Origin of the sequence: Clostridium sp. UBA871 (assembly GCF_002295255.1) — a bacterium.
Classification (GTDB): domain Bacteria; phylum Bacillota; class Clostridia; order Clostridiales; family Clostridiaceae; genus Clostridium_J; species Clostridium_J sulfidigenes.
In genome coordinates this window covers 424,012-445,437 of the sequence record NZ_DBFV01000007.1, presented here as the reverse complement: position 1 = coordinate 445,437, position 21,426 = coordinate 424,012, and the positions used below count along the sequence as shown (strand labels likewise).

At 28.8% G+C, this 21,426-nt stretch carries 20 protein-coding genes, 1 rRNA gene and 1 pseudogene; 12 read left to right on the top strand and 10 right to left on the bottom strand.

What is annotated here, in order from left to right:
• The first annotated feature begins 157 nt into the window (after positions 1 to 157).
• The 6 genes from B3086_RS12895 (at position 158) to B3086_RS12870 (ending at position 4,681) form a co-directional block, all read left to right on the top strand.
• Positions 158 to 499 carry a hypothetical protein gene (locus B3086_RS12895; protein ID WP_346893606.1) on the top strand — a complete coding sequence of 114 codons (342 nt, stop codon included), beginning with the start codon at positions 158 to 160 and terminating at the stop codon, positions 497 to 499.
• 138 nt (positions 500 to 637) lie between these two features.
• Positions 638 to 985: a PH domain-containing protein gene (locus B3086_RS12890; RefSeq protein WP_346846313.1), complete on the top strand. Its 348-nt coding sequence runs from the start codon at positions 638 to 640 to the stop codon at positions 983 to 985.
• Between the two features lie 79 nt (positions 986 to 1,064).
• Positions 1,065 to 1,182: ribosomal RNA gene (gene rrf / locus B3086_RS12885) — 5S ribosomal RNA — on the top strand.
• Positions 1,183 to 1,528: 346 nt separating this feature from the next.
• Complete coding sequence (locus B3086_RS12880; RefSeq protein ID WP_346846314.1) at positions 1,529 to 2,215, top strand: polyphosphate polymerase domain-containing protein; 687 nt, start codon at positions 1,529 to 1,531, stop codon at positions 2,213 to 2,215.
• A 26-nt stretch (positions 2,216 to 2,241) separates the two neighbouring features.
• Positions 2,242 to 2,928 (top strand): DUF4956 domain-containing protein, encoded by a 687-nt coding sequence (locus B3086_RS12875; RefSeq protein WP_346877171.1) that lies wholly within the window; start codon positions 2,242 to 2,244, stop codon positions 2,926 to 2,928.
• A 19-nt stretch (positions 2,929 to 2,947) separates the two neighbouring features.
• The gene (locus tag B3086_RS12870; protein WP_346893604.1) at positions 2,948 to 4,681 is read left to right on the top strand and encodes a CotH kinase family protein; all 1,734 of its coding nucleotides are present in this window, start codon (positions 2,948 to 2,950) and stop codon (positions 4,679 to 4,681) included.
• A 96-nt stretch (positions 4,682 to 4,777) separates the two neighbouring features.
• Here the strand turns inward: B3086_RS12870 and B3086_RS12865 are convergent, their stop codons facing one another.
• Positions 4,778 to 5,986: a HAMP domain-containing sensor histidine kinase gene (locus B3086_RS12865; protein ID WP_346846317.1), complete on the bottom strand. Its 1,209-nt coding sequence runs from the start codon at positions 5,984 to 5,986 to the stop codon at positions 4,778 to 4,780.
• 1 nt (position 5,987) lies between these two features.
• A complete protein-coding gene (locus tag B3086_RS12860) occupies positions 5,988 to 6,659 on the bottom strand; it encodes a response regulator transcription factor (protein ID WP_346846318.1) in 672 nt (223 codons plus the stop codon).
• A 225-nt stretch (positions 6,660 to 6,884) separates the two neighbouring features.
• Between B3086_RS12860 and B3086_RS12855 the strand changes: the two genes are divergently transcribed.
• The 4 genes from B3086_RS12855 to B3086_RS12840 all read left to right on the top strand — a co-directional run bounded on the left by B3086_RS12855 (position 6,885) and on the right by B3086_RS12840 (position 11,714).
• The gene (locus tag B3086_RS12855; RefSeq protein WP_346893602.1) at positions 6,885 to 8,945 is read left to right on the top strand and encodes a methyl-accepting chemotaxis protein; all 2,061 of its coding nucleotides are present in this window, start codon (positions 6,885 to 6,887) and stop codon (positions 8,943 to 8,945) included.
• Between the two features lie 264 nt (positions 8,946 to 9,209).
• Positions 9,210 to 9,839 (top strand): lytic transglycosylase domain-containing protein, encoded by a 630-nt coding sequence (locus B3086_RS12850; RefSeq protein WP_346846320.1) that lies wholly within the window; start codon positions 9,210 to 9,212, stop codon positions 9,837 to 9,839.
• A gap of 151 nt (positions 9,840 to 9,990) precedes the next feature.
• On the top strand, positions 9,991 to 10,434 hold the full coding sequence (locus tag B3086_RS12845) for a DUF805 domain-containing protein (RefSeq protein ID WP_346877167.1): 444 nt from the start codon (positions 9,991 to 9,993) through the stop codon (positions 10,432 to 10,434).
• 167 nt (positions 10,435 to 10,601) lie between these two features.
• Complete coding sequence (locus B3086_RS12840; protein ID WP_346879346.1) at positions 10,602 to 11,714, top strand: sensor histidine kinase; 1,113 nt, start codon at positions 10,602 to 10,604, stop codon at positions 11,712 to 11,714.
• A gap of 66 nt (positions 11,715 to 11,780) precedes the next feature.
• On the opposite strand, the gene B3086_RS12835 is transcribed toward B3086_RS12840, so the two are convergent.
• From B3086_RS12835 to B3086_RS12800, 8 genes are all read right to left on the bottom strand, one after another.
• Complete coding sequence (locus tag B3086_RS12835; protein ID WP_346877166.1) at positions 11,781 to 12,527, bottom strand: ABC transporter permease; 747 nt, start codon at positions 12,525 to 12,527, stop codon at positions 11,781 to 11,783.
• Positions 12,527 to 13,180: an ABC transporter ATP-binding protein gene (locus B3086_RS12830; RefSeq protein ID WP_346846324.1), complete on the bottom strand. Its 654-nt coding sequence runs from the start codon at positions 13,178 to 13,180 to the stop codon at positions 12,527 to 12,529. Before B3086_RS12830 ends, B3086_RS12835 begins: the two co-directional genes overlap by 1 nt.
• 169 nt (positions 13,181 to 13,349) lie before the next feature.
• On the bottom strand, positions 13,350 to 14,474 hold the full coding sequence (locus B3086_RS12825) for an ABC transporter permease (RefSeq protein WP_346877165.1): 1,125 nt from the start codon (positions 14,472 to 14,474) through the stop codon (positions 13,350 to 13,352).
• Complete coding sequence (locus B3086_RS12820; protein WP_346879345.1) at positions 14,474 to 15,583, bottom strand: ABC transporter permease; 1,110 nt, start codon at positions 15,581 to 15,583, stop codon at positions 14,474 to 14,476. Before B3086_RS12820 ends, B3086_RS12825 begins: the two co-directional genes overlap by 1 nt.
• A gap of 9 nt (positions 15,584 to 15,592) precedes the next feature.
• Positions 15,593 to 16,525 (bottom strand): ABC transporter ATP-binding protein, encoded by a 933-nt coding sequence (locus tag B3086_RS12815; protein ID WP_346877163.1) that lies wholly within the window; start codon positions 16,523 to 16,525, stop codon positions 15,593 to 15,595.
• A 173-nt stretch (positions 16,526 to 16,698) separates the two neighbouring features.
• On the bottom strand, positions 16,699 to 17,325 hold the full coding sequence (locus B3086_RS12810; RefSeq protein WP_346877162.1) for a response regulator transcription factor: 627 nt from the start codon (positions 17,323 to 17,325) through the stop codon (positions 16,699 to 16,701).
• A 323-nt stretch (positions 17,326 to 17,648) separates the two neighbouring features.
• On the bottom strand, positions 17,649 to 18,188 hold the full coding sequence (locus tag B3086_RS12805) for a rubrerythrin family protein (protein WP_346893599.1): 540 nt from the start codon (positions 18,186 to 18,188) through the stop codon (positions 17,649 to 17,651).
• 154 nt (positions 18,189 to 18,342) lie between these two features.
• Positions 18,343 to 18,711 carry a hypothetical protein gene (locus B3086_RS12800; RefSeq protein ID WP_346846330.1) on the bottom strand — a complete coding sequence of 123 codons (369 nt, stop codon included), beginning with the start codon at positions 18,709 to 18,711 and terminating at the stop codon, positions 18,343 to 18,345.
• A 207-nt stretch (positions 18,712 to 18,918) separates the two neighbouring features.
• On the opposite strand from B3086_RS12800, the pseudogene B3086_RS18050 reads away from it, so the two are divergent.
• Positions 18,919 to 19,023 (top strand): annotated as a pseudogene (locus B3086_RS18050) (CPC_1213 family protein); the annotation flags it as partial.
• Between the two features lie 414 nt (positions 19,024 to 19,437).
• On the top strand, positions 19,438 to 21,360 hold the full coding sequence (locus B3086_RS12790) for a cell wall-binding repeat-containing protein (protein ID WP_346846332.1): 1,923 nt from the start codon (positions 19,438 to 19,440) through the stop codon (positions 21,358 to 21,360).
• Positions 21,361 to 21,426 lie beyond the last annotated feature (66 nt).

Genomic DNA, 21,426 nt, shown 5'->3' with positions numbered 1-21,426 from the left:
ATTATTAGGAACAGCTATTGAAGCTAATTCTTAATGTAAATAAACATTAATATACTAGATCTAGACAGAAATATTTTATAGTATTATAGGTTCCTATAAAATGTTTAGTTGTTAGAAACTATTATAAAATTGATTAAAAAGTGGGGAGAAATATAATATGTTAAATAATAATGAATTCTTCTATTATGATGAAAATAATGAACAAGACTATTCAGCAGAAATGTTTGCTCAAGATTTCAGATATGGACAACCGGATGGAGTAGATTTTGAACAAGAGTCCTTTAGAGGCAAAGATGGAAATTGGGGACATGATTGTAAGCCATCACATCATAGACCATGTCCACCATGTCCAAGACCATGCCCACCATGTCCAAAACCATGTCCACCATGTCCAAGACCATGCCCACCATGCCATTGTCAATGCTCAAGCGGAGATGATTGGTGGATAATTTTAATACTATTATTCTGCATATGCCCATTTGGTGGATTTTTCTGGTAAAATATAGTATTATCAATAACTTAAATGCAAATATTTATAGATAAAATATTAAAATAAACATGTATCAAATATAGAAATGGTCATCACTGTATATTAATATATATATAGTGATGACTATTATTTTAGGAGGATTGTAAGATGACTAGACGAGAAAAATTGATAAAACTAATTGAAGAGAGGCTTAATAAAAATGAAGTTATAAATTATTATGTGGAAGGTGCTTTTGAAAGTACTGTAAATGGAAGACAAAATACAATGACAGGGATACTAGTAACCACTAATGAAAAAATCAGATTTTGTGGTAAAAGATTTTTCCTAGTTTATGATGACATTATAGAATATAAAGATATTGAATATGTAGAGGCTAATGAAGAAAAACTTGGCCATAAAATTTTTATAGCTGGAAAAGAAAAATCTTATTCAATGAAATTTATCATAAGTAAAGATGTACATAATTTTGTAGATAGTATAAATAAAAATTTATAATAAAATAAGTAGCCAAAAGAAACTTCAAGGTTTAATGATTATTATCTATAATAATAGTAAATAATAATAATAATTTAAATCTGGTGAGTATACTATTAGAGGCTACACCCGTATCCATTCCGAACACGTAAGTTAAGTTCTAATAGGCTATATATACTACATTAATGAAAATGTGGGAAAAGTAGTTATTGCCGGGTATAAAACAGAAGCTAAAAACTTTAAAGAAGCAAGATAAAAGGATGTATAATGGTTTATTATTAATATGCTTAACATATTTATTAATGAATCTATTAAAATCTTAAATTAACTAAAGATATAATATACGGTGACTTTAAAATATAAAGAAGAAGAGATAGTTTTTTATCTCTTCTTTTTTGTGCAAAATCAGCTATTATTAGCCAAGTTTATGTTATTAGACAATCATTTGTAAATAAAGATTAAAACTAAATATATAGGTAATGTAGATAAAAATAAATTTAAGATAAATTTAAGCTAAGTAATTTAGTATAGGATTGTACTAGATGACACAAGGAGGTGATTTATATGAAACAAGTTAAATTTAGACACGAGATAAAGCATTTAATAAATATTTCAGACTATTTGGCAATTAAAAACAGATTAAAAAATATTGCACAGTTAGATGAGAATGCAGGAGATAAGGGTACTTATACTGTAAAGAGTCTATATTTTGATAATATTAATAATAAGGCATTAATGGAAAAAATTAATGGAGTAAATAATAGAGAAAAATTTAGATTAAGAATTTATAATGATAACCATTCTTTTATAAAATTAGAGAAAAAAAGTAAAGTTAATGGATTATGCAGTAAGATTGCAACAAGTATATCTATGAATCAATGTGAAGATATAATAAAAAATAATATTGATGACATATTTAAATACAAGGAGCCTATTTTAACAGAGTTATACTCAAAGATGAAATATGATTTATTACGTCCTAAGACTATAGTTGAATATACAAGGGAAGCATATGTATTCAAGCCAGGAAACGTGAGAATTACCTTTGATAGTAACATTAAGAGTGGTTTATATTCACAAAATTTTTTTAATGATAACCTTGCTACCATAGGAATGCCAGGAAGGAGTCCTATAGTTTTAGAGGTTAAGTTTGATGAGTTTTTTCCTGAAATTATTAGAGATATGATTCAAAGAAAAGATAGAGAAAGTTCTGCTTTTTCAAAATATGCAGCTTGCAGAATTTATGAATAAAATTAAGTTATTTGGAGGAGATAAAAATGGATAAAGCATTAAGTTTTAATGATATTTTAAAATCAAGTTTTTTAGAAAAGGCATCAAGTTTTTCAATTGTAGATGTAGCTATAGCCCTAGGACTAGCTCTTGCTATTGGACTATTCATATTTTTAGTATATAAGAAAACTTTTAAAGGCGTAATGTACTCAGAAAGTTTTGGTATTTCACTTATTGCAATGAGTTTAGTTACAACATTAATTATTCTTGCAATTACTTCTAATGTAGTACTTTCACTTGGTATGGTTGGTGCTTTATCAATTGTAAGGTTTCGTACAGCAGTTAAAGAACCTATGGATATTGCATTTTTATTTTGGTCAATAAGTGTAGGAATTGTTGTAGGCGCAGGATTAATACCTCTTGCAGTATTTGGCTCAGCATTTATAGGAATTATGATTATGGTATTTGCAAATAAGAAAAGTATTGATAATCCTTATATCTTAGTTGTAAGTTGTAAGGGAGATAGAAGTGAAAATAATGCCATGGAGTATATTAATAAATATGTTAAAAAATATGTGGTGAAGTCTAAAACCGTTTCTGCAGGGAGCAATATTGAATTAACAGTAGAAATAAGATTAAAAGAAATGTCTACTCAATTTGTAAATGAAATTAGCAGTATATCAGGAGTAAACAATGCAGTGTTAGTAAGTTACAACGGAGAATACATGTCTTAATATTTAGGTGGTGTATGAAGTGATTTCAAATAAGTATATAAATATTTTTATAGCAATAATTATGGCATTAAGTCTGGCATTGGCTGGAGTAATGGCAACTATTGATATGTCTACGGTTGAAGCAAATGCTACAGAGAAAACAACCCGACCAGAGTATATAACAAATCTTTTTAACAAAGATGATATTATGGAAATTGATATAGATATAGATGAGAAACTTTGGAATGAACTAGCAGATAATGCTATGGAAGAAGAATATTATAGTGCCAATATAACTATTAACGGAGAAACTTACTATAATGTTGGGCTTAGAGCTAAGGGAAATACAACATTATCACAAATTGCTAATGATGATACTACGGATAGATATAGTTTTAAAGTTAAATTTGATGAATATATCGATGGACAAACTCTTAAAGGCCTTGAGAAATTAGCATTAAATAATATGATGCAGGATACAACTTATATGAAAGAATATCTTTCCTATGATCTATTAAACAAAATGGGAGTTTCTACTCCAGCGTTTCAGTATGCTAGCATCACCTTAAATGGAGAGCCTTGGGGTTTATACTTAGCCCTTGAGGTTATGGAAGAAAGCTATATTGAAAGATACTATGGAACAACAGGTGGAAATTTATATAAACCTGAAACTACTAATATGGCAAAAAACAATATGCCTATGGAAAAAGGCAAAGAAATCAATGGGCCTATGGGAAGAAATACTGGTGGAGCAGACTTAGTATATTCTGGAGATGAGCATTCTAATTATTCTACTATATTTGAAAATGCGATTTTTGATTATACAAATGAAGATGACTACGATAAAATAATAGCCATGATAAAAAGCCTTAATGAAGATATTGATGACATAGAAAAATATTTAGATGTAGATGAAGTATTAAGATATTTTGCAGTAAATACTTTTGTTGTAAATTTAGACAGTTATGCATCAAACATGAAACATAATTATTATCTATATGAACAAGATGGAATATGTTCAATACTTCCTTGGGATTATAATTTAGCCTTTGGAGCATTTCAAGGAGAAAGTGCAAGTAATGTTATAAACTTTTCCATTGATAATCCTGTAGCCGATAGTTTAGAAAGTAGTCCACTTATAGGAAAGCTTCTGGAAGTAGAAGAGTATAAAGAAAAATATCACGAGTACCTTAATGAAATAGTTCAGGATTATGTAAATAGTGGAGTATTTACTGAAACAATTAATAATATAGATAATTTAATTGGTGATTATGTGAAAAATGATGCTACAGCCTTTTATACTTACGAAGAATATGTAGCTTCTATTCCTGAGTTAATTACCTATGGAGTAGACAGAGCTAAGAGTATATCTGCTCAACTTTCTGGATCCCAGTCCTCTACTTCTACTGGAAATATGGCTACTAATTTAAATTTATCTGCCCTTGGTAGTCAAGGTGGTGGAGGTAATAGAGAGGGAAAGGATATTCCTCAAGATATAAAAGAGAATAATAATCCTGAAAAGGGAATGGGGATTGGAGAAAAAGCAAACAATATGCAGAATAATCCTGAAAAAGGAGCTCCTCAGGGTACCTTTAAGCCAGGAAATAATCCAGGTGATATTAATAGAGAAAATTCTCTAAATAATATGAGGATAAATACGTCAAATGATACAAATATTAAATCTAATTTGATAATATATGGCATATGTCTCCTAGGAATTATTTCAGCAATAATAGTAGTGCTAAGGTTTAAAAGAAAAAAATATCATGTATAAAATACTAAAAGCTATCTAAGAGTATATATCTAAGATAGCTTTTAAACTTATATAATTTAGATTATAGTACTTTTCTGTGTTTAATTATAAATTCTCTTATTCTAAAATAGGAAGTTCAACAATAAAGGAAGTATCTTTTCCTGCATTACTTCTGGCATAAATCTTTCCTTTATGGCTTATTACTATAGAATTTGCAATAGCTAAGCCTAAACCATAACCACCAGTTTTCCGTTGTCTAGACTCATCAGAACGATAAAACCTTTCGAAAATTTTTTCTAGGTCTTTATCAGGAATTCCTTCTCCAGTATTAGTAATAATGATTTCCATCTTAGATTTTAATTTACTTGAAGTGATGGTAATAGTTCCATTTGGAAAAGTGTGTTTAATAGCATTATCCATTAGAATATTAAAAAGCTTTTTAATTTCTTCTAAGTCACCATTTATAAAAAAATTATCCTTTAAATTGTTTTGTAATTCTATTTTATTTTCAAAGAAAACTGCTTCAAAGGACATAAGTAAATTTTCTAGTATTTTATTTATATTTATAGGTTGTAGGTTAAGTACTTTTTTATCTTCATCAAGCTTTGCTAAGGAAAGCATATCATCTATAAGATGAGACATTCTATCAGTTTGTAGATCTATATAATTCATCCATTTGCCTTGACTTTCAATAGTTTTATCTTTATTAGATGAAACTAAAGCTAAATTAGTTTTAATAATAGCAATAGGTGTTCTAAGCTCATGGGAGGCATCTGCAATAAATTGTTTTTGTTTTTCGAATACCTCTTTAATTGGCGCTATGGTTTTATAAGCTAGATAATAGCTTATAGTAAACAATATAATCAAACTGATAAAGCCAGTTATGAAAAAAGTCTTTAAAAGGTTTTTTAATAGATTTTGCTGAGGTGACTTATTTATTAAAGCAATTCTATTAATCTTACCATCTAAGCTTTTAAAGTATGCAAAATCAGTATTTTCAATTTTTATAACTCCTGATGAAGATTCTTTGGATAGAATATTAACTGCTAATTCAACAAGAATATCTTTATCAACATTATATGGAGTAATAATATTTATCACGTTTAAATTATGGTCAAGATTTATTAGTATACCATTGTTAAGAGGACCACCTTTACTGGGTCCACCATTGTTAGGTTCATGGATTAGTGCATTAAGAGAAAAGTTAATCTGTCTTTCTCCACTATTCCAAGTTATAAAGTATATGACTCCAAATATACAAAAAAATACAAAGGTTAAAAGAGACATATTTATAATAATAAATTTATATTTTAATTTTTTAAACATACTACTCCTCCAATTTATAACCAATACAACGAAGGGTAGATATTTTGGATTTAGAGCCCACATAGGATAATTTTTTTCTTAAAAAAGATATATAGACCTCGATATTATTATATTCAGCATCTGAGTCATAGCCCCAAACCTTTGTAATTAAATCATCTTTAGTAACTATTAAAATAGGTCTTTCCATAAAGTATTTTAGAATTTCGAATTCCTTTGAGGTAAGTCGGACAGAGTTACTATTTCCTTCAAGTTCATAAGTAGATAGATTTAAGGAAAAGTCACTAAAATGAAGAGCATTATCATTTATAACTTCAGCTTTTCTTCTACTAAGAGCTCTTAATCTAGCAAGAAGTTCTTCATGAGAGAAAGGTTTTACTAAGTAATCATCTGCTCCATAGTCTAATCCCTTAACTTTATCTTGAATTTCACCTTTAGCAGTGAGAAGAAGAATAGGAGTAGATACATTATTAGCTCTTAGCTCCTTTAGAATCTCTAATCCATTAACTTTGGGGAGCATTATGTCTAATATAATCAAATCATATATTCCTGTAAGACCATAATCAAGACCTGCTTCACCATTATAAATGCTATCTACTATATATTTATTTTTACTGAGAATTTCTTTTAGAGCTTCAGCAAGGTGTATTTCATCTTCAACTAATAATAATTTCATAATTCATCACCCTTTAATTACAAATTTTTAGATAATATTACGTTTTTTTATTTAATTTTATCATACAAATCTTAAATTCATATTAAAATTATTATTTATTTTTAGAAAATAGTAAAAGTACCATATCGTGTAGTAAAGGATATTATTTTTTGTTTCGATTATATCTATGTACAGAGTGTATATATAGCTGTAAATTTTTTTTGTATATAGTAAGGTGGGGAAGATATGAAGGTCAGGAAAAGGGCAAAGAATGAACTGAAAAGTAAGAAAATTAAAAATACTAAAAAAGGAAAACAGAAAAGGATTAGAGGAATAGGAATGCAACTTATGTTAAGTTTTACAGTAATCATAGTATTAGTTGCAGCATTTCTATCTGCTTTTTCTCTTTATATGAATAAAAAAATTATTACTGACAAATCTAAAAGTCTCCTAGAAAATGTAGCTACATCTATGGCAGGAGAAATAAATCAATTGACAGATAGTTATGGAGTTATAGTAAATCAAATAGCAATAAATGATTTTTTAATAGATGATACAGTAGATATGAAAGAAAAGTTAACAAAATTAAAGAATATAGCTGAAAAAATAGAGTTAAAAGAAATTGCTATAGTAGATGCTGAAGGGAATTGTGTAGATACTTCAGGAGAAAGTACTAATATTAGTGATAAGGACTATTTTTCAAATGGATTAAGTGGGCTTACATTTGTTAGTGAACCATACTTAGGTACAACTGATAGTATGTTAGAAATAGCTATAAGTACCCCAATAAAAGAAAATGGGAATATAAAAGGTGTTTTAATAGCTTATCTAGATGCTAATAAATTATCATCAATAATATCAAAGGTATCCATAGGTAAAAGCGGAAATGCTTATTTAATAAATAGGGAAGGAAATATAATAACTGATAATGATTCCTTGCTTATAGGAACTAAACTATTAGATACAGTTAAAGATAAAAATGGTTCTGAAAATATGAAACAGATTATAGGAAAGATGACATCGGGAGAAAGAGGAGCCAGTGAGTATAGACAAGGTGCAGATGAAAAATATATTGGATTCGCATTTATAGAATCAACAGGGTGGTCTGTAGGTGTAGAAGTAAGTGGAAGTGAGCTATTAGCAGAAATACCAGAACTTCAAATAAAAGTAGTAATTGTATGTATTATTTTTATAGTGTTAGGTCTAATATTTGGATACCTAGTAGCTAAATCTATGACTAAAAGATTAGGCAGAATAGGTACTATTGTAGAAGATATGGCAAAGGGTAATTTCACTAAATCCAATATAGGCAAAATGAACAATGATGAAATTAAAGATATATATACGGCTGTAGAAAAAAGCAAGGAAATTATAGGTGGAATGATTCTAAATGTTAAAGATAGTTCCATGGTTATTGAAAGCGAGGCTTCATCTCTAGCTGCTTTGGCAGAAGAATTTGTATCAGGAGCTCAAAGCATAAGTGAAAGTATAGAAGAAACTGCTACAAGCTCACAAAGGCAGGCAGAAGAATTGGAAGATGTAACTAAAGAACTAGAAGAATTCGATAATAAACTTTCTAATAATATTAGTAACATATATAATATTAGTGATATGGCGGAAAATATTAATAGCAAAGCGGATAAGAGTAATGAGGATATGGAAAAGTTAGCCATGGCCATGAATGAGTTAAGTAAATCCTTTAAAGAGTTTAATAGTTCAATATATAGTATGAAATCTAGTATGGAAACTGTAACAGAAATAACAGAAATTATTAATAGTATATCTGAACAGACAAATCTTCTAGCACTAAATGCGGCTATAGAGGCTGCAAGAGCTGGAGAAGCTGGAAGAGGTTTCTCAGTAGTAGCTGATGAAATTAGAAAGTTAGCAGAGCAAAGCAAGGAATCTACCCAAAATATTTATAATGTAATAAATAATGCTATTAAAGAGAGTGAAACTATAGAAATTAAAAGCAACAATATAAATGGTGAATTAAATAACGGACTAATTAGCGTAGATAATGCTATAGATTCATTTAAAAATATTGCAGCATTAGTTTTAGATATGGTACCTAAAATAGAACATGTAGCAGTTAGCTCTAAAGAAATTATAGAAGATAAAAATTCTATTACTGAAAATATAGAAAATTCAACGCAAATATCTTCTGAGGTTTCAGGAAATACACAACTAATAGCTGCATCTACAGAAGAACTTACAGCTTCTAGTGATGAAGTTGCAAATGCAGCAGAAAAGTTACTTGGACTTACAGAAAATATGAAAGAGTTTATGGAACAATTTAAACTCTAGTATAAGGGTAGTCATCGGATAAACAGAGTTCTTAGCTTCTTTGAAGGTTAGAAATCGTTATCCAGGGACGTAGCAGCTCTTTACTCCCATTTTGAAGAAAATGGGAGTATTAGAGCTGGTAGTCATCGGATAAATTAAGACTTTAAAATAAATTAATTTTTATTTTAAGGTCTTTTTTGTTTATTTTATGGGAAAGGTGAAATACTAATTAATACATGAATTCTGATTTAAATAATAAAGTTATACATTGTTAGTGGAGGTATAATGGAAATATTAGAAGAAAAGCAGTTAAATCTTAAGTTTATTAGTATAACGGCTATTTTATTTATAGCAGGAATATGTATTAATTTATATTTTATGAATTTGCATGAAAATGAAAAAACTAAGGAAGTAGATAGTAATGAAAAAGATATAGTAGAGAATCATATACAAGTACCATATAGTGAAGAGATTGAAGCATATAGTGAAATCTATGGACTAGATCCTTATTTAGTTGCAGCTATAATCAAAACAGAAAGCGGGTTTGATAAGGATATTGTTTCATCTATGGGAGCTGTAGGATTAATGCAGATAATGCCAAGTACAGGAGAATGGATAGCCAGGCAACTAAATATAGAAAACTTCTCTATAGAAATGCTGAAGAATGAAGATGTGAATATAGAAATGGGGTGTTGGTATCTAAATTACTTAAAAAATCAACTTAAATATACAAATGAAATGCTAGCAGCTTATAATGGTGGCATAGGGAATGTATGTAAATGGCTTCAGGATCCTAGATATTCCAAGGATGGAGAAGTAGTTCATACAATACCATTTAAAGAAACCGTAAACTATATAGAAAAAGTAGCTGTAGTTTATAAAGAATATGTAGACTTGTATAAAAGTGAAAAGTAACTTTTATAAAGAACTATGCTGTAGTATTAAAATAAACCTCTGGAGATTATTAAAATAATTTCCAGAGGTTTATTGATTTTAGTTATAATATTTGAAAATGTGTATAGAATTATAGTAGGTTGATGTAAAATACTGTTAATGAGGTGATGAAATGAGTGATGACTTATTTTTACTTAACAAAGGAATAGGAAGAAAAAAATATAGTATCTATGTACTAGCTTTCTTAATAGGATTTATAATTTTAGAGATTATTGGAATATTTATTACTTTTAAACTTGAAAAAACTGATAATGGGTTGCTAATAGCGGCTTCCATGTCTTTTCAGATTACCCTGATAGTTTTTATAAATATAATGTTATTCATTTTAAGTTATAAAAGATTTAAGGATATAAATTTATCAGGTGTATTTGGAATACTTGCAGCTCTTATATTTGTTCAAATCCCAGTGATAATATTTCTAATGTTTTTTAGAGGAAAAGAAAAATGTGGAAAACAAAAGGAGGAAAGTATGGTAAATACCCTTGAGGAAAATGCAACAATAACGCTATGTGAGGGAGAAGAAATGGAAGTCAGAGAATCTAACTTAGGTCAATAATAAAAAGGGTTTTCACAAAATAAATTAATAAAAATAAATGTTGAGCATGTATTTAAATTATATAAGTACATGCTCAATATTCTATTCCAGATTAGTGATATATTTTGTGAAAGATCTTATTATTGTGATAATATAAAGATATAATATTTAGCAAAGGTGGAAATTGCATGCTTAATAACAGGGATGATTATTTTCTCAATATAAAATTACTTGGGCTCATATTTAGTATCTATGTATATATAAATTGTGGCGGCTTCCAAAGCTCTATAATTATAGGATTACTGTGTTTTATAATAATAAACATAGCTTTATATTACTTAGAGAATATTAAGATAAAGCTATGTTTATCAGCCATGTCTTTCTGTATTTCTTATGGACTAGGCATAAAATACAACAGTATATTTTTCGTATTAATACCATTTACTTTTTTTGATATAGGTATATTGATAAATATAAAGCTTATATATTCTTTTATAGGGAGTATCTTATTTATAACCATGATACCAAAAGACATAGTTATGAATTATTTATTGTTTGCAATATTTTACTATATAGCAGCAAAGATATTAATTAACAAAGTAAGTAAAATAGATAAAATATGGAAAGAAAACTTAATGTTAAGAGAAAAAATAGACAAGTATACTAAAGAGGTAGAAAAAGAAAAAAATTATTCAAAACAGATAATATATACCACAAAGTTGGAAGAAAGAAATAAGCTATCAAAGGAAATGCATGATAAAATTGGACATACTATAGCTTCTAGTTTAATGCATCTAGAAGCCACAAAGGTAGTAATAGATAAAGATAAAAATGAAGCTAAAAATATGATAAATACAACTATTCAAGTTCTAAGGGAAGGTATGGATGATATTAGAAAAACTTTAAAAATAATTAAGCCTTCCGAGGAACAATTAGGTATAAATAGAGTGAAATCTATAATGGATGATGCTTTTAGTCATAATAGTTATGGATATACCTTTAATTACTCTGGAAACATAGACAAGCTTACCTATAGTCATTGGAAGTGTATAATTAATAACCTAATGGAGGGAATCACAAACATAAAGAAACACTCTAGGGGTAACAGTGTTTATTTTAATATTGAAGTTCTAAATAAGATTGTAAGAGTATCTATAAAAGATAATGGTGATGGAGCAGTGAATATAAAAAAGAGCATTGGACTTAAGGCAATGGAGGAGAGAGTAATAGACATTGGAGGAAATATTAGTTTTAATGGAGAAGATGGATTTACTATAATAATGATTCTTCCTTTATCATAACAGAGCAATTAATAAGGGATTGCCTAAATAACTATTTAATTTATTTGGACAATCCTTATATTAATATTATATTTTTAATTGAGATCTTTCATTGAAGAAGCTTTTGTAGGAGATATAGGTTGCTATTAGAGTAGCAATGGAGGTTGAAGATAATATCATAAAGGTAACCATTATTTGAAATTTAATTGCCATAAGTGGAGATGATCCAGCTAAAATCAATCCAGTCATCATCCCAGGAAGAGATACAATGCCAAGGGTTTTAGCAGAGTCAATGGAAGGCATTATTGAGAGTTTTATACTATCTTTAAGAATCTCTTTAGATGCAACCTTAGATGTGGCTCCAAGAGCAAGTTTAACTTCAACTTCATTTCTCTTGCTACTAAAGGTAGTATTAAGGTTTTTGTAACTGAGATTTATAGCAACCATAGAATTACTCACAACCATACCGGCTACAGGTACTATTTCATTAGGAATAAAGTTAATAGCACCAGAAAGTACTAATATAGAAAGGGTTATAAAAGCACCTGAAAATAGAGCAATAAAGGATGTTCTAACAGGATTTTTTATGTTCTCACTACGCTTTTTGGTGTTAAGTGCTGCGTTGATAATCATTAGTGTAACTAATAAAATAGTGAATATAGGATTTTCTAAGCTAAATACAAATTGAAGTATATAGCCTACTATAACTAATTGTATTATGGCTCTAACCATACTAATAAGTATATCTTTACCTAGTCCTAAATCTTCTTTATAGGAGATGAAAATAGGAATACAAATTAATACTGAAGAAACTATAAGTGATAGAGTACTCATTAAAATCCCTCCTTAGAAATTATTGTTCCATCTTCTATAATAATCTTTTTATTGCTTAAGTCCTTTATTTGAGATAAATCATGGGTAATCCATAAGATTGTATGACCTTTATTATTCATATCCTTCATAATATGCTCAACTAAAAGTTTATTTTCTTTGTCTAGTGCTGAAGTAATCTCATCTAGTAGGAGAACAGGACCTGCATGGAGAAGAGAGCGAATAAGGGAAATTCTTTGTTTCTCGCCACCAGATAATTTGTTTATATCTTTAATTAAGTATTCCTTGTCTATATTAAACTTTTCTAAAAGCATATATATTTTCCTATCATCTATATTTTTCTTTCTAATTTCATAGGGAAAAGAAAGATTATCATAGACAGTATTACCAAACAAATAAGGTTGTTGGAAAAAATAATTTATTTCACTGCGCAGTTTAAGAGGGGGGATTTCAGAATAATCCTTATCTCTCAGGTATACATGACCAGAAGTTGGAGAAATTAAGTCCCCTAAAATTCTCAGTAAGGTTGATTTGCCACCACCAGAAGGACCTGTGATAGTTATAAAATCCCCTTCATTGATTTCTAAATTAATGTCCTTTAGAACTTTTGTATTAGCATCTTGAAAAGAAACATTTTTTAAAGATAATATACTCATTATATCCCTTCTTTCAAAGTAAAATTAAAAAATATTATTGCTTAATTATATCATTTAAAGATAAGAATACATATATAAACCCTCACTAATAAATTAAATTTCTTAGTGAGGGTTTATTATAATGGTCTTTAATACAGTATTTATAATACTTACATTAAATATAAAACTTTTATTGAAGTTTGAACTTAAGCTTATAGGCTGAAGCTAAAAATAGCGCAATGGAGAAGAGTAATAATATTCCCAAATTAATAATAATAGAATCTGTTCCCATACCCATCTGAAGTTTAGTTATCCCATTCATTACCCAGTACTGAGGAGTGAAGGGAGCTATAAATCTAACACTTTCAGGTAAAAAATTAATGGAAGTAAAAGCACCTGATACCATGGTAGTGATAGTAATTACAATGTTAGAAAACATACCGTATCCCTTAGAATTAAAAAATAAAGCTATGGAAAAAGTACCAAAGGCCACGGTAACTAGGGCTATTCCTAATAATAGAAGAAACAGAGGAATAAAGCTCACTCCGGTATATATATCTACAAAATAATTTAGAGTTATAAGGGTAATTAGAAGTTGAAAAGCTAAAAGTGAAAAGTTTGCTAAGATATTTCCTCCAATATATTGAAAGGAGGTAACTGGCGTAGTAAATATTCTATAGTAAGTTTTATTCCATCTTTCTGATAATACTATATAAGATATAGAAGATGCCCTCATCATGAGAAAGAAAATTACAAAGGCAATTGCAGTTTGAGTTAAATCAAAATCATTCTCTAAATCTGATAAGGTTTTAGAGGTTATTTTAACTGGATCATCACTATATTTTAATAAAAGTTTTTCATATTCATCATTGCTTTTATTAGAATTAATGCCCAAGTTATATAAATCTTCTACTTGAAGATTTACTATGGAGGTAATAGCATCACCCATAGAACTGTCTTTTTCAGAAAGTACATTAATCTTTTTAGGAGTTCCATTTATAATACTTTCTTCAAAGTCTTTAGGGATTTCAATGGTGACAGGAATAGATGTCTCCATCATAGTTGATTCAACAGTAGAACTTTCAAGAGGTACTGTACTAATTGAAGAATTATTACTTAAACTACTTATTAAAAGCTTTGATGAATCAGAGCAATCTTCATCTATAATCCCAATCTTTACAGTTCCATTGCTGAAACTAAATAATTTTATACTAATCATTATTATTATTATAGGAATAAAAAGTTGTATTATAGAAAGCTTATCTTTAAATATAAGCCTTAGATTTTTTTCCGCCATAACTAATAAAATCTTCATTAATAAGCCTCCTGTTTATTTGATATAGAGAAAGTAAAAGCTAAAAATAAAATTCCCAGTGCTACAGAGTAAAGAATACTTATATAAAACTTAGAATAGTCCTCATAAAAAGCTATGGAAAGAATAGATTTATTTATTAAGGTTAAAGGTGAAATATAGCGTACTATATCAAGCAGCTTATTACCATCTTCTAAATATATATATCCTCCACCTAAAAATGTCATAACAGGTATAATTAAGGTATTAAGAAAGAAGGAACCATGTTTTTCTTCCTTAAAAATATATCCAAGTAAAATCCCAAGGGTAGTGCCAAAGAAATTTAAAGATAAAAGGAGTGCTATAACAGAGAAGTAATCCTCACCCCAATAAGCTTTTAAAACAAATATGGAGTAAAGCATTGCAGGAATTAGTGATATCGCTGTTACAATAAAAGTTGAAGTAACTTTAGTTATTATATAGGAATTTTTAGAAAGGTTCCCTTGAAAGCACCTAGCTTCTATTTTGTTTCTTCTATTATTATAAATGGTATAAAACCCATAGCCCGAACCATAAAGGACCATCATAGTTATTTCCACGATGCCATAATAATCATAGGAGGTAAACCCTTTTTTAGGCTGAAATTCAGTAGCAGTAGTAAAGCCTTCTTCTAAGGTTTCAATATTACCATTGGTGATACTTTTTAGAGTGACTTTTTTAGATATGGAAGTTAGCATACTTATAACTATATTTGTGGAATATTTATTCTTAGAATTTTTATAAACTATAATATTTTTATCCTTAAGTTCTAGGAATATAGAATTAGCGGTTTGAACTTCTTTTTGACCTTCTTCTACAGATGAAATTTCTTTAAAGGTTATATTATTATTTTTCCCCAGTTCTAAGAAATTGTTTAATATAAGTTTTTCTTCACTATAATCAGAAGTGGTAGAAAGATTGTTCACATATATCACTGTTTTAGGTTTAAATTCATAGCTTGAAGAAAAGGCTCCACTTAAAGTTATTCCAAGGGTAGTCATAAATAATATAGGGAAAATTATCATGGATAACATGGAGGTTTTATCCCTAACTAGGTCTAATATATCATAATAAACAACATTTAAAAATTTCATAATTTCCTCCTAATCCCTAAGCTTTTTGCCAGTTAAAGTTAAGAATACATCTTCTAAATCTAAGGTTTTATAACCCATATTTCTAATTTCTATATTATTAGAAGTAAAAAAGTTAATAATGGAACTTAAATTTGATACATCTTTACTGGAGGTTATCAGTACTTTATTTTCATTTAAGGAATAACTTTTTACTCCCTTTATTTCCAAAAGCTTTTCTAAAACAGATTCATTAATATCATAGCCTTCAATTTCTAAAGTGGAGTTATCAGAAATTAAAGAGATTAAATCATCCTTAGTTCCCTTTGCTATTAGCTTTCCATTATCCATAATAACAATTTTATTACACAGCTGTTGAACTTCTTCCATGTAGTGAGAAGTATAAATAATAGTGCAACCTTCTTTATTAAGCTCTTTTGCCATATTTAATATATGATTTCTAGATTGAGGATCTATTCCCACGGTTGGTTCGTCCATAATTATAATTTCTGGCTTATGAGCTATGGCGCAACCAATATTTAATCGACGCTGCATTCCACCAGATAGATTTTTACACTTAGTTTTTTTATGATCCTGTAAAGAGATAAAATCTAGAGCATAGTTTAAACCCTCTCTCAAAGAAGCTCCCCTTAACCCATAAAGTTTTGCAAAAAAACTTATATTTTCTTCTACTGTAAGGTTTTCGTATAAAGATATGTATTGAGGTACAATACCCATACGAGCCTTAATTTCTGATCCATACTTATAAAGAGACTTTCCAAAGATTTCTACATTACCTTTAGTAGGCTTTAGTATGGAGGTGATTATATTTATAGTAGTAGTTTTACCTGCACCGTTAGGACCTAAAAGACCTAGAATTTCACCTTTTTCAATGGAAAGAGTTAAGTTATCTACAGCAATATTATCACCAAAGTTTTTAGTCAGGTTTTCCATATTTATTAACATTATAACAACCCCTTTTTTAAGCTAAAAAATTATTAAGTATTTTCTAAAAATAATATTGATATTTCTTAGCTGAAATTTAAATATAATTAGAATATCCTATAATTAAATTATATAAAAAACCTTTCCCACTAATAAGTGGAAAAGGTCATAACTTTATATGACTTTAGTCATACCTAAATTTTTCCTTTTAAATAACAAACTGCAATTTGGGTTCTATGCTTTAAATTAGTTTTAGTTAATATGTTTGTAATATAATTTTTCACAGTACCTTCAGAGATATATAGCTTTTCAGAAATTTCCTTATTACTTAAACCTTCAGCAATAGATTCTATAATTTCCACTTCTCTTTTAGAAAAATTATTCATATTAGGGTTAGGACATACTGGAGAAGTTTTAGAAAGAAGCTTATCTATAATTCCATTTTCCACTACGTCACTTCCATTATGAACTACTTTTATGGTGTTAATAATAGTATTAGGAGAATTGCTTTTTAACAAATAACCCTTTGCTCCATTCCTTAATGAAGAAGAAATATATTCATCCTCATCAAAGGTGGTTAATATAATGACTTTAGTTGATGTGACTTTACAAATCTCCTTAGTTGCCTCTACACCATTTAATTTAGGCATACGAACATCTAAAAGTGCCACGTCCACAGAGTTATTACAGCAATATTTAACAGCTTCCAAACCATTTTCACAAACATGTACAACATTTAACTCCTCATCCATGGATAATATAATCTTTAAACTTTCTCTTATCAGTGCATCATCATCACAAATTAAAATTTTAATACTCATAATAACTCCTATAATAAAAAAATATAAACTTTTAATAAAAAACATGATATCTTCAATTAATGTATAGTAGAAGATCAAAATTAATATGTATAAATTTAGCTCCATAGTATATAAATTAAATATTTCTATAAAAATCATTAAAAACCTTTATATTATAAAAATAAAATAGCGAGATTACCCTGGGGGTGGGTATCTACGCTATTTTAAGGCATTTATCCGATGACTACCAGCTCTAATACTCCAGTCTTCTTAAAAGAGGGAGTAAAGAGCTGTTACGTCCCTGGATAACGATTTCTAATCTTCGAAGAAGCTAAGAACTCTGTTTATTCTAGAGGGTTACAATATGTCTCAAACCATCCTTGAGGGAATTTACAAAGAGGACATACTTTAGGTGCAGTGTCACCTTCATGTATATATCCACAGTTAGTACATTGCCATAGAGAATCAGAATCTCCTTTATACAAGGTACAGCTAAGTAATCGGTTGTAAAGAGCACGGAATCTTAAATCATGCTCAGCTTCCACTTCTGCAAGTTCTTTATAGAAGTCTGCGATTTCTTCGAACCCTTCCCTTCTTGCGACTTCTTCATATTCTTTATAAATTGCAGTTGCTTCAGCAGTTTCGCCCATAAAGGCATTCATTAAGTTTTCTTCTGTAGAGTTTACTTCACCTAAAAATTCTCCAAATACCCTTCTAGCATGGGCAAGTTCATTAAATGCAGTTTCATCAAAAACTTGGGCTACATAGTGAAGACCTTCACTTCTAGCTTTTTCTGCATATAATGTATATTTAGTGTTAGCCTTACTCTCACCAGTAAAAGTCTTTTTCAGATTTTTTTCAGTTTGACTTCCGTAAAATTCCATATAAATCTCCCAAAAAGTACTATCTATATATAATATATTAGTAGGTACTTTAAAGGTTACAAAAAATAGACTATGAAACATGAAATTAAGTTTCATAGTCTATTTTTTATTTATGCACTCATCAATATCCATAATAAATCCTTACATAGAAATTTTACTCTTCATAGTAACTAAAACAATAAAATAAGCAATTTTTATAATGTGGTAGATCACTTTCAAGGATAACATGACCATTGTCAGGCATCTTTGAATAGAATTTCTTAGTACCATCTTCAAATCTAATTTCTATAGTTCTAAGTCTTTTGAAAAGTTCATTAGCTAGTTCATAATCAATAGGCTTAATTATTCTCCATGTATCATTAAGACTTACATGCTTATCTTTTGCAAGTTTTACACGTCTGTGAATGATAAATTTTTCTGGACCTCTAAGTTCTAAAGTATGACCTTCAGAATTAATAGCTCTGTAAGTAGGATGAGAATCTAAAACTTGAAAAGCTTCTAAAGTTGATAAATTGTATTCCATAATGTAATAACCTCCTTTAAACCATTTTTATTATATTAAGTTTACTCTTAATATATGAGTATAATACTATAATTATATCATAATATGATTATAAGTGCAGGTAAATATTAGAAATTATCTTATATTTAAATTTAAGAAACTTTAAAAAGTATAAACTAAAGATTTGTGGTTACTCTAATATTACAAAGGGGTGATACCGTGACAAATATGAAAAAAACACAAAATAATAAAAAAGAAGATGGACATTTTAAGAAAAAAAATATAAATCATGATCCACAAGTAGAAAGTGCTAAAGCTGTATTTAATGGACCTAAGTCTGAATACAATGGTCCTAAAGCAAAGGAGCATGATCCAAAGGATTTTATTATTTAAAGTAAGAATTAAAAGGTATATCATAGTGATGAAAGTCATTAGGATATACCTTTTATAAGTTATAGCTCTAATTAAATCCATTACTACTAGCTTTAATACTCCATCTGAAGCTAAAAACTCTGTTTACCAAGATTTAAATTCATATTAATTATTGCATGAGGAAGCTATATTATAAAAGTTTACAAATTACTCCCAATTTATATGTTATAATGTATAAGTAACACTGTAAAAGTAAAAATTCCACATAATTTATCAAAAATCAAAAGGATATGAATGATATATGTAGAATAAAATTAATGGTGACTATATTTTAGTGATAAAATGTATAATTATGTATAATAGGGGGAAAGAAGAGTGAAAAGAAGTAAAAGTCGTATTAGAAAGCTACTATGTGCAATAACTGCAATGTTAACAATTACTATGGTATCTCCAGTTAGTAGATTAGCTGCAGCAGAAGATGGTGGTATAAGTAATACAGAAAGTCAATTAAAAACTATACTAAGTGAAAATGAAGGGGCTAATGTACAAGTGAAAAATGGATTATCCATTGATGTTGGACAAGCAATTGACCATACTAGCCTTTTAGTAGAAGAAGAAGCTTCAATTCCTTTTAAATTAAGTTCTAGAGATGAAAGTATAGTCAAAGTAGACGAAAATGGAAAATTTGTGGGTGTAGCTACAGGGGAAACCTTTATAACCCTTGAAAGTGAAGGCGGTACTTATGTTTATGAAGTATTAGTAAAGGAGCCAACTAAAGAAGTAGCATCAGCTAGAACTTTAACAGCAACCACTGCAAAAGCTATAACAACTAACAGTAACTATAGAGTATTTATTGATGCAGGACATGGTGGTGATCCGAGATATGGTGGTGATCCAGGAGCTTGTGCGAATGGATTAGAAGAAAGACATTTAACTTTAGCGATAGCTCTTAAGGTTCAAAGAATTCTTCAATCTCAAGGAATAGAAGTAGTAATGAGTAGAACTACGGATAAGTTTTTGGAGCTTAGAGAAATTAGTTCCCTTGCTAATAATTCAGGAGCTGATGCCTTTGCATCAATTCATATAAATTCAGCAACTACAACTGCTGCATATGGAATAGAAACTTATTATTATCCTAATAGAATGGATTCAAAGCCACTTGCAGATTCTGTGCAAAAACAATTAATAAGCAGTACAGGAGCTTATGATAGAAAAGTAAAGACTGCTGATTTTCATGTGGTTAGAGAAACTAAAATGCCATCAATTTTAGCAGAATGTGGTTTTATAAGTAATAAAAGTGAAGCAATTAAAATGAGCACTAATTCTTATCAAGAATTATTAGCTAGTGGTATAGCTAATGGTATAAATAATTATTTAAAGGCTAATGTAACCCTTTCTTCAACCCCTGGTGAGAGAATATATGGAGCTACAAGATATGAAACTTCTTATTTAGTGGCAAAGAAGGGGTGGTCTTCTTCTGATACAGTTGTAATAGCACCTGGAACAGATTATCCAGATGCTCTATGTGCAGGTCCGTTGGCTGCTAAAAATAAAGCACCAATACTATTAGCTAGGAATCAATCTTTAAATGAACAACAAGAACTTAAAAATTTATTATCTAACCTAAAGGTTAAGAATGTATATATAGTAGGAGGAACTGGTGTTCTTTCATCTGCTTTTGAAAATCAAATTAAAGCAATGAATATAACTACAAAAAGGTTAGGTGGAGCAGATAGATATGAAACTTCTTTAAAAATTGCACAGCAGATTGGAATTCAAAGTGAAGTTGTAGTTACAACTGGGGAAAACTTTGCAGATAGTCTTTCCATATCATCCATTGCAGGTATTAAAGCCATGCCGATACTTTTAACTAGAGACAGCACTATACCAACTAATATAAAAAGCTATTTAAGTAATAAAAATATTACTAAAACTTATGTAATAGGTGGTTCTGGTGTTATATCAGATTACACAGCGAAAACTTTAATTAATTATGAAAGAATTGGTGGAGTAGATAGATATGATACAAATCAAAAAATATTTAATAGATTTAAAAGCATATTAAATATTAGTGAGATGTATACTGCTCTAGGAACTGATTTTCCAGATGCTCTTTCAGTATCAGCTTTAGCAGCACAAAGAAAATCTTTTGTACTATTGATGGATCCAACTGAGGTGAATATATCAGTAATGAATTTAGTTACGCAAAATAGAAATACTATAAATAAAATGTATATATTAGGTGGACCACAGGTAATAACAAGTACTATATTAAATAAATTAAGAATTAAATTATAAAAAATTAATTTGAAAAAATGTCTTAACTAAAGGTTAAGGCATTTTTTTATTAAAAATTAACAGGTG

What these genes read in the sequence shown, in the direction of transcription:
- B3086_RS12810 (WP_346877162.1), bottom strand. Translation starts at nt 17,325, where the DNA reads ATGAGTATTAAAATTTTAATTTGTGATGATGATGCACTGATAAGAGAA.
- B3086_RS12835 (WP_346877166.1), bottom strand. Translation starts at nt 12,527, where the DNA reads ATGAGTACTCTATCACTTATAGTTTCTTCAGTATTAATTTGTATTCCT.
- B3086_RS12845 (WP_346877167.1), top strand. Translation starts at nt 9,991, where the DNA reads ATGAGTGATGACTTATTTTTACTTAACAAAGGAATAGGAAGAAAAAAA.
- B3086_RS12860 (WP_346846318.1), bottom strand. Translation starts at nt 6,659, where the DNA reads ATGAAATTATTATTAGTTGAAGATGAAATACACCTTGCTGAAGCTCTA.
- B3086_RS12880 (WP_346846314.1), top strand. Translation starts at nt 1,529, where the DNA reads ATGAAACAAGTTAAATTTAGACACGAGATAAAGCATTTAATAAATATT.
- B3086_RS12805 (WP_346893599.1), bottom strand. Translation starts at nt 18,188, where the DNA reads ATGGAATTTTACGGAAGTCAAACTGAAAAAAATCTGAAAAAGACTTTT.
- B3086_RS12865 (WP_346846317.1), bottom strand. Translation starts at nt 5,986, where the DNA reads ATGTTTAAAAAATTAAAATATAAATTTATTATTATAAATATGTCTCTT.
- B3086_RS12855 (WP_346893602.1), top strand. Translation starts at nt 6,885, where the DNA reads ATGAAGGTCAGGAAAAGGGCAAAGAATGAACTGAAAAGTAAGAAAATT.
- B3086_RS12895 (WP_346893606.1), top strand. Translation starts at nt 158, where the DNA reads ATGTTAAATAATAATGAATTCTTCTATTATGATGAAAATAATGAACAA.
- B3086_RS12820 (WP_346879345.1), bottom strand. Translation starts at nt 15,583, where the DNA reads ATGAAATTTTTAAATGTTGTTTATTATGATATATTAGACCTAGTTAGG.
- B3086_RS12825 (WP_346877165.1), bottom strand. Translation starts at nt 14,474, where the DNA reads ATGAAGATTTTATTAGTTATGGCGGAAAAAAATCTAAGGCTTATATTT.
- B3086_RS12840 (WP_346879346.1), top strand. Translation starts at nt 10,602, where the DNA reads ATGCTTAATAACAGGGATGATTATTTTCTCAATATAAAATTACTTGGG.
- B3086_RS12830 (WP_346846324.1), bottom strand. Translation starts at nt 13,180, where the DNA reads ATGAGTATATTATCTTTAAAAAATGTTTCTTTTCAAGATGCTAATACA.
- B3086_RS12850 (WP_346846320.1), top strand. Translation starts at nt 9,210, where the DNA reads ATGGAAATATTAGAAGAAAAGCAGTTAAATCTTAAGTTTATTAGTATA.
- B3086_RS12875 (WP_346877171.1), top strand. Translation starts at nt 2,242, where the DNA reads ATGGATAAAGCATTAAGTTTTAATGATATTTTAAAATCAAGTTTTTTA.
- B3086_RS12815 (WP_346877163.1), bottom strand. Translation starts at nt 16,525, where the DNA reads ATGTTAATAAATATGGAAAACCTGACTAAAAACTTTGGTGATAATATT.
- B3086_RS12800 (WP_346846330.1), bottom strand. Translation starts at nt 18,711, where the DNA reads ATGGAATACAATTTATCAACTTTAGAAGCTTTTCAAGTTTTAGATTCT.
- B3086_RS12890 (WP_346846313.1), top strand. Translation starts at nt 638, where the DNA reads ATGACTAGACGAGAAAAATTGATAAAACTAATTGAAGAGAGGCTTAAT.